Source organism: Trinickia terrae (assembly GCF_005144415.1).
In the GTDB taxonomy this organism is placed as follows: domain Bacteria; phylum Pseudomonadota; class Gammaproteobacteria; order Burkholderiales; family Burkholderiaceae; genus Trinickia_A; species Trinickia_A terrae.
On record NZ_SWJE01000010.1, the window covers coordinates 302,753 to 315,372 of the forward strand.

Annotated in this window: 11 protein-coding genes; 8 read left to right on the forward strand and 3 right to left on the reverse strand. The window is 64.5% G+C overall.

The features are described 5' to 3' along the window. Positions 1 to 6: 6 nt before the first annotated feature. The 8 genes from FAZ69_RS19845 (at position 7) to FAZ69_RS19880 (ending at position 9,580) form a co-directional block, all read left to right on the forward strand. The gene (locus tag FAZ69_RS19845; RefSeq protein ID WP_439654781.1) at positions 7 to 1,380 is read left to right on the forward strand and encodes an efflux RND transporter periplasmic adaptor subunit; all 1,374 of its coding nucleotides are present in this window, start codon (positions 7 to 9) and stop codon (positions 1,378 to 1,380) included. Next, on the forward strand, positions 1,377 to 4,583 hold the full coding sequence (locus FAZ69_RS19850; RefSeq protein ID WP_136896780.1) for an efflux RND transporter permease subunit: 3,207 nt from the start codon (positions 1,377 to 1,379) through the stop codon (positions 4,581 to 4,583). Before FAZ69_RS19845 ends, FAZ69_RS19850 begins: the two co-directional genes overlap by 4 nt. Continuing rightward, entirely contained in the window at positions 4,580 to 4,930 is a 351-nt protein-coding gene (locus FAZ69_RS19855) for a copper-binding protein (RefSeq protein WP_136896781.1), read from the forward strand. Before FAZ69_RS19850 ends, FAZ69_RS19855 begins: the two co-directional genes overlap by 4 nt. A 74-nt stretch (positions 4,931 to 5,004) precedes the next feature. Further along, on the forward strand, positions 5,005 to 6,879 hold the full coding sequence (dsbD, locus tag FAZ69_RS19860) for a protein-disulfide reductase DsbD (protein ID WP_136896782.1): 1,875 nt from the start codon (positions 5,005 to 5,007) through the stop codon (positions 6,877 to 6,879). 153 nt (positions 6,880 to 7,032) lie between these two features. Further along, positions 7,033 to 7,350, forward strand: a complete 318-nt coding sequence (locus tag FAZ69_RS19865) for a P-II family nitrogen regulator (RefSeq protein ID WP_136896783.1) — start codon at positions 7,033 to 7,035, stop codon at positions 7,348 to 7,350. 192 nt (positions 7,351 to 7,542) lie between these two features. Further along, positions 7,543 to 7,854, forward strand: a complete 312-nt coding sequence (locus tag FAZ69_RS19870) for a high-potential iron-sulfur protein (RefSeq protein ID WP_136896784.1) — start codon at positions 7,543 to 7,545, stop codon at positions 7,852 to 7,854. Between the two features lie 95 nt (positions 7,855 to 7,949). Next, the gene (locus FAZ69_RS19875) at positions 7,950 to 8,228 is read left to right on the forward strand and encodes a hypothetical protein (protein WP_369407758.1); all 279 of its coding nucleotides are present in this window, start codon (positions 7,950 to 7,952) and stop codon (positions 8,226 to 8,228) included. 176 nt (positions 8,229 to 8,404) lie between these two features. Continuing rightward, the gene (locus FAZ69_RS19880; protein ID WP_169708706.1) at positions 8,405 to 9,580 is read left to right on the forward strand and encodes a YbfB/YjiJ family MFS transporter; all 1,176 of its coding nucleotides are present in this window, start codon (positions 8,405 to 8,407) and stop codon (positions 9,578 to 9,580) included. A gap of 25 nt (positions 9,581 to 9,605) precedes the next feature. Here FAZ69_RS19880 and FAZ69_RS19885 read toward each other — a convergent pair whose 3' ends face one another. The 3 genes from FAZ69_RS19885 to FAZ69_RS19895 form a co-directional block, all read right to left on the reverse strand. Further along, positions 9,606 to 10,565 (reverse strand): COG4280 domain-containing protein, encoded by a 960-nt coding sequence (locus FAZ69_RS19885; protein ID WP_240702347.1) that lies wholly within the window; start codon positions 10,563 to 10,565, stop codon positions 9,606 to 9,608. 142 nt (positions 10,566 to 10,707) lie between these two features. Further along, positions 10,708 to 11,559 carry a carbohydrate ABC transporter permease gene (locus tag FAZ69_RS19890; RefSeq protein WP_136896786.1) on the reverse strand — a complete coding sequence of 284 codons (852 nt, stop codon included), beginning with the start codon at positions 11,557 to 11,559 and terminating at the stop codon, positions 10,708 to 10,710. A gap of 23 nt (positions 11,560 to 11,582) precedes the next feature. Continuing rightward, the gene (locus FAZ69_RS19895) at positions 11,583 to 12,560 is read right to left on the reverse strand and encodes a carbohydrate ABC transporter permease (protein ID WP_136896787.1); all 978 of its coding nucleotides are present in this window, start codon (positions 12,558 to 12,560) and stop codon (positions 11,583 to 11,585) included. Positions 12,561 to 12,620: the final 60 nt, after the last annotated feature.

Below are 12,620 nucleotides of genomic sequence, written 5' to 3' on the forward strand. Positions count from 1 at the left end.
ATGAACATGAAACGAATCGTACAGGCTGTCGCGTCGGTATTCGCAGGCGCGGCACTGCTTGCAGCAGGCTATGTCGCTGGCACTCATCGCGCTCCGGCGGCGAACCCCGGGTCAGCGGTCGCCTCGGCGTCCGCTTCTGCCACGGGCGGCAAGATCGACCCGAAGACGGGCAAAAAGGTGCTCTATTGGCACGACCCGATGGTCCCGGCACAGCACTTCGACAAGCCGGGCAAGTCGCCTTTCATGGATATGCAGCTGGAGCCCGTCTATGCGGACGAAGGTGGCGGCGCCACCGGCATCAAGGTTGACCCGGGCCTTCAGCAGAACCTCGGCATCCGCTACGCGACGGTGCGTCGGCAGGAAACGTCGGATGGGTTCGATGCCGTCGGCACCACGCAGTTCGACGAATCGCAGTCAGACGTCGTGCAGTCGCGCGTCACGGGCTACATCGACCACCTTTACGCCAGCGCGCCAATGCAGCGGATTGCGAAGGGCGCGCCAATTGCGTCCCTGTTCGTCCCGGACTGGCTGGCGCCGCAGGAAGAATACCTTTCGCTCAAGCGCGGCGGCATGGATATGGGGTTGCTGGAAGCGTCGCGGGCACGAATGCGCGCCATGTCGATTCCCGACAGTGTCATCGCCGGTCTCGACCGAACCGGCAAGGCGCAGACGCATATCGTGTTGGTGTCGCTGGAGAACGGCGTCATCAGCGAACTGAACGTGCGCGACGGCGCGATGGTGACGCCTGGCCAGACGCTTGCGAAGGTCGCGGGCCTTTCGAAGCTGTGGCTCATCGTCGAAATCCCCGAGGCGCTGGCACTGAGCGCGCGGCCCGGCATGACGGTGGATGCGACGTTCGCGGGTGACCCGGCACAGCACTTCACGGGCCAGATTCGCGAAATCCTGCCCGGCATCAGCACCGGCAGCCGCACGCTGCAGGCACGCCTCGAAATCGACAACACCGCGCTGAAGCTCACGCCCGGCATGCTGATGCGTGTGCGCGTCAGCGGACAGAAGGCGGTTTCGCGTCTGCTCGTGCCGTCCGAGGCGGTCATCACGACGGGCAAACGCTCCATCGTCATCGTCAAGAACGGCGACGGCCGCCTGCAGCCCGTTACGGTCACGGTGGGCAACGATGTCGGCAACGAAACCGAGGTGTTGAGCGGCCTGAACGATGGCGACACGGTCGTTGCTTCCGGCCAGTTCCTCATCGATTCCGAAGCCAGCCTGAAATCGGTTTTGCCGAGGCTCGAAAGTGGCTCGGCGCCGGGGGCGACCGGTTCCGCCTCCACGACCGTTTCCGCGTCAGCCCCTGTCGCTGCCGCGACCCGGACGTATGAGACCACGGGGAAGGTCGAACCCGTCGGAGGCGCCAAATGATTGCCCGGCTCATCCGCTGGTCCATTCACAACCGGTTCCTCGTGCTGCTCGCGACGGTGCTCGTCACGGCGTGGGGCGCGTATTCGGTCACGCAAACGCCGCTCGATGCGCTGCCCGACCTCTCCGATACCCAGGTCATCATCAAAGCCTCTTACCCGGGCAAGGCTCCCCAGGTCATCGAAGACCAGGTCACGTATCCGCTCACGACGACACTGCTCGGCGTGCCAGGCGCGAAAACCATCCGCGCGTACTCGTCGTTCGGCGATGCCTTCGTCTACGTGCTGTTCGACGACAAGACCGACCAGTATTGGGCGCGCTCGCGCGTGCTCGAATACCTGAACCAGGTGCAAAGCCGCCTGCCGCAGGGTGCGGCGGTCTCGCTCGGACCGGATGCAACCGGCGTCGGCTGGGTGTACGAGTACGCGCTCGTCGACAAGACCGGGCAACACGACCTTGGCCAGTTGCGCGCGCTGAACGACTGGTTCCTGAAGTTCGAGCTGAAGTCGGTCCCGGACGTCTCCGAGGTCGCCAGCATCGGCGGCATGGTGCGCCAGTACCAAGTCGTGCTCGACCCGGACAAGCTGCGCGCCTACGGCATCACGCCGACTGCGGTCGCGGACGCACTCGGCAAGGCGAACCAGGAATCGGGCGGCTCGGTTGTCGAGCTGGCCGAGTCCGAGTACATGGTGCGCTCATCCGGCTACCTGCATACGCTCGACGATTTCCGCAACATCGTGCTGCGTACGAACGAGGCCGGCACGCCGGTGCTGCTCGGCGATGTGGCGCGCATTCAGATCGGGCCGGAGATGCGCCGAGGCATCGCCGAGCTGAACGGCGAAGGCGAAGTCGCCGGCGGCGTCATCGTGATGCGCTCCGGCAAGAACGCGCTTACCACCATCGAAGCTGTCAAGGCCAAGCTGGCGGACCTCAAGCGCTCTTTGCCGCCCGGCGTCGAAGTGGTCACGGCCTACGACCGCTCGCAACTCATCGAGCGCGCAGTGGACAACCTGAAGGACAAGCTCATCGAGGAGTTCATCGTCGTCGGCATTGTCTGCGCGGTGTTCCTGTTCCATCTGCGCAGTGCATTCGTCGCCATTCTGTCGCTGCCGCTCGGTGTGCTGGCTGCGTTCATCGTCATGCGCTACCAGGGGGTGAACGCGAACCTGATGTCGCTGGGCGGCATTGCGATTGCCATCGGCGCGATGATCGACGCGGCCATCGTGATGATAGAGAACGCGCACAAGCACCTGGAGGCGTTCGAGCACGAGTTTCCCAACACACGGATGACGACCGCCCAGCGCTGGGAGCTGATCGCCACATCTGCCGCCGAGGTGGGCCCCGCGTTGTTCTTCTCGCTGCTCATCATCACGCTGTCGTTCATTCCGGTGTTTTCGCTGGAAGGACAGGAAGGCAAGCTGTTTTCGCCGCTGGCGTTTACGAAGACGTACACAATCGCAGCAGCAGCCGGCCTGTCCGTGACGCTCGTGCCGGTGCTGATGGGCTATCTCATCCGCGGCCGGATTCCGCACGAGAACGCCAATCCCATCAACCGTGTGCTGATTCGGCTGTACAAGCCACTACTCGAGGCAACGCTTCGCCGCCCATGGGTTGTGATCGGGCTCGCCGCGGTTGCGCTGGCTGTCACGATCGTTCCGGTTTCCCGTCTCGGTGGGGAATTCCTGCCGCCGCTCGATGAGGGCGACCTGCTGTACATGCCGACCGCATTGCCCGGCATCTCGGCCGAAAAGGCGAGCGAGCTGCTGCAGCAGACCGACAGGCTCATCAAGACGGTGCCCGAGGTCGCGTCGGTGTTCGGCAAGTCCGGGCGCGCCGACACGGCCACCGACCCCGCACCGCTCGAGATGTTCGAGACCACGATTCAGTTCAGGCCGCGCAGCCAGTGGCGGCCGGGCATGACACCGGAAAAGCTGGTCGACGAACTGGATCGGACAGTCAAGGTGCCAGGGCTCTCGAACGTCTGGGTGCCGCCCATCCGCAACCGCCTCGATATGCTGTCGACGGGCATCAAAACCCCGGTCGGGGTCAAGATTTCCGGGCCGGACCTGACACAAATCGACCGCATCGCGACGCAGGTTGAAACGGCAGTGAAAGGCGTGCCCGGCGTGACATCGGCGCTCGCGGAACGGCTGAACGGCGGCCGGTATATCGACGTGGACCTCGACCGGCTCGCCGCGGCGCGCTACGGGCTTTCGGTCGCCGATGTTCAATCGATCGTGTCTTCAGCGGTGGGAGGAGAAGACGTCGGCGAGGTGATTGCGGGCCGCGAGCGCTTTCCCATCAACATCCGCTATCCGCGTGAAATCCGCGACTCGCTCGAGAAGTTGCGGCAGTTGCCGGTCGTCACGGACCGGGGGGCGCAAATCCAGCTCGGCGACGTCGCACACATCACGATTGCCGACGGTCCGCCGATGATTCGCAGCGAAAATGCCCGGCTGTCCGGGTACGTCTACGTCGACATCCGGAACACGGACCTGCAGTCGGCGGTGAAGACGATGCAAAAGGCCGTGGCCCAGCAGGTTCAACTGCCGCCGGGCTACTCGATTGCGTGGTCGGGCCAGTTCGAGTATTTGGAGCGAGCGGCGGCGAAGCTGCGGGCGGTCATTCCCGTGACGCTCGTCGTCATTTTCGTGCTGCTGTTCCTCACGTTCAATTCGGCGGCCGATGCGCTGTTGCTGATGTCCACCGTCCCGTTCGCATTGGTGGGCGGCTTATGGTTCATCTGGATGCTGGGCCATGCCGTGTCGGTCGCGACATCGGTGGGATTCATTGCACTCGCGGGCGTGGCGGCCGAGTTCGGCGTCGTGATGCTGCTGTACCTGAAGGGCGCGCTCAATCGCCGCCTGGAGGACGGCGAGCCGCTGACCGAGACGCTACTCGTCGATGCAATACGCGAAGGCGCTGTTTTGCGCGTGCGACCGAAGGCGATGACGGTGGCCGTCGTGCTCGCCGGCCTCATCCCCATCATGGTCGGACACGGCGCCGGGTCCGAAGTGATGCAGCGCATCGCCGCACCGATGGTCGGCGGCATGGTCACGGCGCCGCTCCTTTCGATGTTCGTGATTCCCGCCGCGTGGTTCCTGTTGCAGCGCCGTCGCGCGCGGCAGGCCAGCGCTGCCCGCTTTCCTCATGCAGTACCTTCCGGCGCGAGCGTGCCATCTACCGAAACTGGAGAAATACAATGAAGAAACTGATTGTTGCGTCTGCTGTACTTGCAGCTCTCTTTGCCGCCCCCGCATTCGCCGGTGACGATATGGCAGGCATGAGCATGTCCGCGAAGCCTTCGGCCGCCAAGGTCTCGTCCAACACCGCACTGACCGATGCGGAAGTCAAAAAGGTGGACGCAGCGAGCGGCATGGTCACGCTGAAGCACGGAGCACTGGAGAACGTCGGCATGCCGCCGATGACGATGGCATTCAAGGCGAAGGACGCCGCGATGGTCAAGAAGGTCAAGGAAGGTGACAAGGTCAAGGTCCGTGTCGAAAACGTCAACGGCACACTGACGATTGTGAAACTGGAAAAACAGTCTTGACGAGGTACTGATACCGGACTCCGGGCGCACCGTTCGTGGTAAGCCTGGAGTCCGGTCTGCCAGAGAGGCGAGCGATGCAAACAACGCCAATCAACGCCCAGCGAGGCTTATGCCGCCTGAAGGACACGCTCAACGGTGCATTGTGCGCCGCACTCGGCTTGCTGCTCCTTCTCACGTCACTGGCCGCCCACGCGGTCAACGCGTCCGACCTGCTCCCGCCTGAACAGGCGTTCCCGTTGAAGGTCGCGCTGAGCGCGCCGCAGCTGCTCACGCTCGATTTCGGAACGCCCCCCGGCTATTACCTCTATCGGGACAGGTTCAGCTTTGCGGTTGACGGCACGTCGATAAAGCCGGACCAGATGCCCCCCGGGGAACTAAAAAGTGACCCGACGTTTGGCACGGTCACGGTCTATCACCGACCGGTACAAATCCGTATTCCTTTGCCGCGTCCCATAGCGAGCGGCATCGTGCTGTCCGTCACATCGCAGGGTTGCGCAGACCTGGGCGTTTGCTATCCGCCGCAGACGCGAAGCTATCGCGTGGCGGCCGACGGCGCTGTCACGTCCGTCGCGACGGGAAGCAACGCTCCGGCGGGCATGGCCGAATTTCCGGGCACTGGCGAAACCCGGTCGTCCACTGGGCTTGGCATCGACCTGCACCCCGCGAACGGCATTTCCTTGCCCGAGCTGCTGGGTTTTCTGTTCGCCGGCGTGTTGATGGCAGGCACCGTGTGCATGTATCCGCTCATTCCCATTGTGACTGCGGTTATCGGGGGAACGCGGGAGCGGTCGTCCCTGTGGAGAGGCTTCGCGCTGTCGCTCGCTTATGTGCAAGGGCTGGCCATCGCCTACGCGGTGGCCGGCACCATTGCGGCGCTCATCGGCATCCCGTTGGTGGCGGTGACACAAACGCCTTGGGTTCTGGCCGGCTTCGGCCTGCTCATGGCCATCCTTGCGCTCGGGATGTTCGGCGTGTTCAGGCTGCAGCTGCCGACGAGCTGGCAAACGCGACTTACGGACTGGAGCAACCATTTGCCCGGCGGCCGGATTGTTCCGGTGTTCGTGATGGGCACGCTGTCCGCGCTGATTGTCGGACCGTGTTCGACGCCCGTGCTGGCCGGCGCGTTGCTCTACATCGCGAACAGTCACGACGTTCTCGGCGGAGCGCTCGCGCTGTACGTGATGGCCATTGGAATCGGGCTCCCGCTGCTGGTGGTCGGTACGCTCGGCGCACACGCGCTGCCGAAGTCAGGCCGGTGGATGGTGGCGATTCAGAACACACTGGGTGTCATGCTGCTTGCGGCCGCATTGTGGTTCGTCTACTCGCTGCTGCCGGGCTGGCTGCTGATGACACTGGTCGCGCTGTTGCTCACCAGCTGCGGCATGATGCTCAGAGCCATTGATCCGCTGGCGCCCGATGCGCCGGGTATGTCCCGAGTGGGCAAGGCGCTTGGCATATTGCTGCTGGTCGCCGGCATCGCCGAGTTCATCGGTGTCGCGTCCGGCAACTTCGACGTGCTGGAGCCGCTCGGTGGCGTGATGCGAGCGTCGTCGCCGGCGAGCAGCAGCGCGGACGGGAAATCGGCCGCGCGGTTCACGGCGATACGGTCGAACGCCGGACTGGACCAGGCGCTCAAGGCAGCGAGCGGGCAGCCTGTGATGGTCGATTTCTATGCGGACTGGTGCATCAGCTGCAAGGAACTCGAGCGCTTCACCTTTAGCGACCCGCGAGTGGTCAGCGAATTTGCACACTGGACGCTGCTGCGCATCGACGTGACGAAGAACACAGCGGAGGACACTGCGATGCTGCGTCGCTTTGGACTCTTTGGACCGCCGGCGCTGATTTTCTACGACCGAAACGGCAAACAGCAGGAGGATGCGCAGCTGGTGGGATTTGTTGGGGCCGACACGTTTCTCGCGCATCTCAGGCGATGGGGCGGCGGGTCATGATCAGACATGCAGACCACGACCGGAAGGCGGCCGGTGCGAAGTGGACGGGCACATCTTCAGCAACGCACCGCCCCGATGGCAGGAGATGGCGCCTGCCGGCGCTGACCCAGCGGTATCGCTACGATGCCATCCCACAGCCAACAGGAGCAGGCCATGGAAATCAAATGCGTCGTCGCGATCGTCCGGTCCGACGTGCTGGAAACGCTGGAGAGGAGACTCGGCGCGATTCACATCCATGGTGTCACGGTCAGCAGGGTCAAGGGGTTCGGCGGACACCCGAACCTCTTTTCGAATGACTGGACGACCGAGCACATCAAGATCGAGATATTTACCCAGGAGCCGAATGTCGACGCGCTGGTCAAAGAGATCATGGACATCACGCACACGGGCGCGGGCGGAGGTGGCGTGATCGCGGTGCTTCCGGTCGAACGGTTTTTCCGCGTTAGTACACTATCCAAGGCGATCCCTTGAGTTGCGAGCCAGTCCTCAGCTTTGAACGAACCGCCGTGACGAACTGGACTGATCGTTCACACAAAGATTCTGACTGCGGCTTGATGCGCAACTATCTGATCGAGATGCAACGAAGAGGCGCGCACCCGTTATTCGCGGCTGCGCTCCCCGGACGCGAAGCGCAAACAGTGGAAGGTGATCAGGAGTGAAATCATGAAATCGTGCCGCCGTAGTTTCATGCTCACTGTCGTGGGCGTTGCGTCGTCGCTCATGCTGCCGTACGAAGCATGGGCCGACGCCGCTCCGGTTCTGGAGTCCGATACGAACGCGCAGGCGCTCGGTTACAGAACCGATGCAAGGAAGGTCGACCGTGCGAAGTACCCGAAGTTTCAGCCGGGGCAGGCGTGTGCGAACTGTCAGTTCTTCCAGGGCAAGGCTGGTGATGCAACGGCTCCCTGTACGATCTTTGCGGGCAAGCTGGTGAACGCGAAAGGCTGGTGCAGCGCGTACGTAAAGAAGGCATGACGTGCCAAGTGGAGCTGTGAAGTCGTCTCCCATTGCTGCGGATGGAAGTAACGACCCGCGATTGCAATGGCCGAGGGTTGCCGCTGGACGTAACGTTGCTGGAGTTCATCATCATGAAGGCCTTTTGCTTCACAGCGGCCCTTGTTGTATTCACCGCCGGCTGCGCCTCAACCTGGTCGACCGCGAATCATCAGACCTCCCGGCCAAGCGCGGCCAACACGGATACCTACATTCCGCACACTACCGGCGGTGCGACGCCCGGTGACTCCACCTCGAAGCCACCGAGGCTCAGCGTCGGCACCAGCTATCCCGACACGCAATTGATCCTGCCGTGGTTTCTCAATGACATCATCAACTTCGTGAACTATCGCTAGGGCCTGTTCACGCTAATAACAGGCCCTAGTCTCTCGGCGACTTGCTCTTCGGCCCTGCCCGCTACCGATTCCCAGCCGGAATAACTGATTTTCCCCGCACGCCGTTCATGAGGCGGCGCCAACGCCATAAGATTCCGACCAACCCGGCTCCCGCCGCCAATGCGGCTCGTCCAATCATGTGGCGCTTCATCTTCGCCGGCCTGTGCGCGAGCCTCGTCAGCATCGGGCTCGCCCGCTTCGCCTATACCCCCCTGCTTCCCGCGCTGATCCAGGCGCACTGGTTCTCCACGGCCGACGCCGTCTACCTGGGCGCCGCCAACCTCGCCGGCTACCTCATCGGCGCCGTGGCAGGCCGCCCCATCGCGGACGCCATCTCCAGCACGCGCGCGCTTCGTTCGATGAAGGTCCTGGTCACGCTCGCGTTCTTCGCCTGCGCGTTCCCCGTATCGGTGGCGTGGTTCTTCGTCTGGCGCCTCGCGTCCGGCATCGCGGGCGGCGCGATCATGGTGCTGGTCGCCGCGGCCGTGCTGCCGCATGTGCCCGCCGAGCGCAGGGGGCTCGCGAGCGGCGCCCTGTTCCTGGGCCTCGGTCTCGGCATTGCGGGATCGGGCACGCTCGTCCCCCTGCTGCTGCACGAGGGACTGCGCGGCGCCTGGATCGGACTTGGCGTGCTGTCGGCGCTCCTTACCGCCGCAAGCTGGCTCTGCTGGCCGGCGGCCGGCCCTTCCGCCGCGGCGCGCAAAACGGGCACGCCCGCCACGACGCTCGCGTGCGAGGCCGGTCACGCCATCAAGCGTCTGTATGTCCAATACGCGCTCATGGCGGTCGGGCTGGTTGCCCCGATGGTGTTTCTCGTCGATTTCATCGCGCGAGGCCTTGGCGCCGGAGCCCATGCCGGAGCGTCGTTCTGGATCCTCTACGGCATCGGCGCGATTGCCGGGCCGCCGGTTTACGGGATGCTCGCCGACCGCCTCGGCGCACGTCCCGCATTTCGCGCCTTGATGCTCGTCCAGGCGATCGCGGTGGCAGTCCTCGCGGCGACGAGCGATCGCGCGCTGATCGGTCTCGCGACCGTCGTCATCGGCAGCTTTCCGCCCGGCATCGTCCCGCTGACGCTGAAGGGCGTTCACGAGATCGTGCCCGGCGACGCGGAGCGCCAGAACCACGTCTGGAGCCGCGCGACCACCGTCTTCGCAGCCGCCCAGGCGTTGGCCGGCTACGCCTATTCGGCGCTCTTCGCTCACAGCGGCGGCGACCACCGCTTGCTGTTCGCCATCAGCGCCGCCGCGATCGTCATCGGCCTCGGATCGGATTTCATCGCCCGCCGCGAGGGCGAGCCGGTCCGTTCGTGAACGCGACGCGCGACACTCCATGCCGCTATCGCATCGCGGCACGCCCCGCGCTTAGCACGAGGATGAGCGCCACACCGGCGAACAGGGCGCCTGGCATGTAGACATGACCGGCCATTGCCGCCCGTGTGAGCACCGCTGTCGCCGCGATCCAGGCGAGCACGCCGGCAGCCAGGAAGCCGTCGTCGACGAATAGCCCGAGCGCTTCTTGCCAGATGCGCACGACTCCATGGCCCGGCGGATCAGTCGCGGTGGCGGCCGGCGCGGTTCTGGCGACGGCCGGCGTGCGTGTCCGGTACCGGCGGCAGACCACGATCAGCATTTGCGACACGATCAGGTAGCCGCCGGCAAGCGCAAGGATGGCCAGGTCGCCCGATGGCCACTCGATCCCGAGGCCTTCGCCTGACCAGAAGGTGCCGAATGCGCAGAGCAGGATGCCGACCGCATATTTCAAGGTGTTTTCCGGCACCTTTGCCAAGGGTTGGTGCAGCACGATGCCGAGCCCGCAAACGAGCGCAAAGGCGGCGGCGGCCCCGGCTGACGCCGGGCCCATTTGACGGCTGCTGGCGCCGAGCGCGATCACGATGAACACGACTTCCATGCCCTCGAGCATCACGATCTTGAACGATGTCGCAAGGGCGACGGCATCCCATCTGGTGCGGAGCACGCCGGCTTGAAGCAGCGCGGTTGCCTCCCTCTTGAACACGGTGTTCTCATCGTGCAGCGGCAGGACGCCCGTTGCCCTCAGCATGGCCTTGCGCAGCCATCGTGCGCCGAACAACAGCGCAAGGGTGCCGACCAGAAGCCGCGCCGCAACGATCGGCGCCTGCAGCAACGACTGGCCGAGCGCGACGACCAGCACCATCAGGACCAGCACGCCGGCAGCCGCGCCCGTCAGCGCCGAGCGCCAGCCTCGTACCGTCCCGACCGCAAGAATCACAGTCAGCGCTTCAACGAACTCGACCAGGGACGCGAGGAATGACGCCACGACGGATGGACCGATGTGGACCCAGGTGCTCATGAGGCCTCCCGGTGACAGGTGAAAAGCAGCCTATCACGGCTCTCATGCGGATGTCGCGAGCGGGTCGATAGCGGGGCATGGCGCCGCGGGTGCGCGAAACGCAAGCTCACTACCCCTTGCTCGCCCCAAACGTCAGCCCCGCCACAAAATGCTTCTGCATCGCGAAGAACATCGCCACCGAAGGCAGCGCGGCAAGAATCGACCCGGCCGACACCAGGTTCCACGCCGTGGTCCACCCGCTCTTGAGCGCGGCGACGCCGACCGTGAGCGGCGCCGCGTCGTCGCCTTGCGTGAGGCACAGCGCCCAGAAGTAGTCGTTCCAGACGAAGGTGAAGACGAGGATCGTGAGCGCCGCGAGCGCCGGACGGATCAGCGGCAGGATGATCTTGAAGAACACGGTCCACTCGCCCGCGCCTTCGATGCGCGCGGCCTCGATGAGCTCGAACGGCAGCTGCTTGATGAAGTTGCGCAAAAAGAGCGCGCAGAACCCCGTCTGGAACGCCACGTGAAAAAGGATCAGCGCGGGGAGCGTATTGAACAGCCCCAGTTGCAGCGACAGGTCGCGAACCGGAATCATCAGCACCTGCACCGGCACGAAGTTGCCCGCGACGAAGGTCGCAAACAGCGCCGTGCTGCCGCGAAACCGGTAGGTGGCCAGCGCGAAGCCCGCCATCGACGCGAGCGCGATCGCGCCTGCCACCGAAGGCACCGTGATCAGCACGCTGTTGACGAAGTAATGGAGCATCGGCGAGTTCGTCAACGCTTCGCGGTAGTTCTCGAAGAGTGCGATGTGCTTGGGCCATCCCCAGTAGTTGCCCTCCATCAGCTCCCCGGTCGAGCGCACCGACGTGACGAACACCGCGATCATCGGCAACAGCCAGATAAGAAGCGCAATCGGCAGCGAGAGTTTGTAGAGACGCCGGGACGCCGGCTTCCAGTGATCGACGGGTAACGGATACATGTCGGGTCCTTAGCTCGGTTGCTCTATTGCTCGTTGCGCAGCATGCGGCGCAGGTGATACACGATGTAGACCAGCATGATCCCGAACAGCACGACCGCGATCGACGCCGAGTAGCCGAACCGGAAATACTTGATGGCCTGGTCATACATGTAATACGCCAGCACCGTCGAGCTTTCGAACGGGCCGCCTCCGGTCATCACCGAGATCAAATCGAAGCTGCGCAGCGCGCCGATCACGGTCACGACGACCGCCATGAAGGTCGTCGGCCGCAGTTGCGGCAGCACGACGTGCCAGAGCAGCGCCCAGCCGCGCGCGCCTTCCATGCGCGCCGCTTCGAGCTGCTCGGCGTTGAGCGTCGTCAGCCCGGTGAGGTAGAGGATCATGCAGTAGGCTGTCTGCGGCCAGAGCGCCGCGAAGACGATGCCGAACGTCGCGTAGCGCGCATCGCCGAGCACCGGGATGCCGTGCCCGGCGAACAGCTTGAGCAGCCCGAAGGCCGGGTCGTAGAACCACGTGAAGATCAGCCCGACCACCACGCCCGACAACACGAACGGCGCGAAGAACAGCGACTTGACGAAACGGATGCCGCGCACCGCCTGGTTCAGGTAGAGCGCGACGGCGAGCCCCATCGGCGGCGCAAGCAGGAACAGGAGCAGCCAGATCAGGTTGTTCTTGAGCGCCGTGTAGAACGCGCGCGCATGGAGCAACTCGACGTAGTTGTCGAGGCCGACGAAGCTCGGCGGCGTCATCCCGTCCCAGTTGTAGAAGCTGATGCGGATCGTCGAAAGAATCGGCCAGATCACGTAGAGGCCGATCATCACGCACGCGGGCGCGAGAAACAGAAACGCCGCGCGCCGCTGGCGGCGGGCATCGGGCGAGGCGCGCCGGCGGCGCGCGCCCTTTGCCCGCGGCGGTTCGAGCGCACCGCTCGCGCCGGAGCCGGCGGCGCCGTCGGGCAGCGCTTGCGCGCGATGATAGGTAACGGTGTGTGGCAAAGCCATTCTCCCGATCGATCGCGGGCGGACGAAGCGGCATGAAGCCAACCTGTCCGCCCCAGGTGC

What these genes read in the sequence shown, in the direction of transcription:
- FAZ69_RS19845 (WP_439654781.1), top strand. Translation starts at nt 7, where the DNA reads ATGAAACGAATCGTACAGGCTGTCGCGTCGGTATTCGCAGGCGCGGCA.
- FAZ69_RS19850 (WP_136896780.1), top strand. Translation starts at nt 1,377, where the DNA reads ATGATTGCCCGGCTCATCCGCTGGTCCATTCACAACCGGTTCCTCGTG.
- FAZ69_RS19855 (WP_136896781.1), top strand. Translation starts at nt 4,580, where the DNA reads ATGAAGAAACTGATTGTTGCGTCTGCTGTACTTGCAGCTCTCTTTGCC.
- dsbD (WP_136896782.1), top strand. Translation starts at nt 5,005, where the DNA reads ATGCAAACAACGCCAATCAACGCCCAGCGAGGCTTATGCCGCCTGAAG.
- FAZ69_RS19865 (WP_136896783.1), top strand. Translation starts at nt 7,033, where the DNA reads ATGGAAATCAAATGCGTCGTCGCGATCGTCCGGTCCGACGTGCTGGAA.
- FAZ69_RS19870 (WP_136896784.1), top strand. Translation starts at nt 7,543, where the DNA reads ATGAAATCGTGCCGCCGTAGTTTCATGCTCACTGTCGTGGGCGTTGCG.
- FAZ69_RS19880 (WP_169708706.1), top strand. Translation starts at nt 8,405, where the DNA reads ATGTGGCGCTTCATCTTCGCCGGCCTGTGCGCGAGCCTCGTCAGCATC.
- FAZ69_RS19890 (WP_136896786.1), bottom strand. Translation starts at nt 11,559, where the DNA reads ATGTATCCGTTACCCGTCGATCACTGGAAGCCGGCGTCCCGGCGTCTC.
- FAZ69_RS19895 (WP_136896787.1), bottom strand. Translation starts at nt 12,560, where the DNA reads ATGGCTTTGCCACACACCGTTACCTATCATCGCGCGCAAGCGCTGCCC.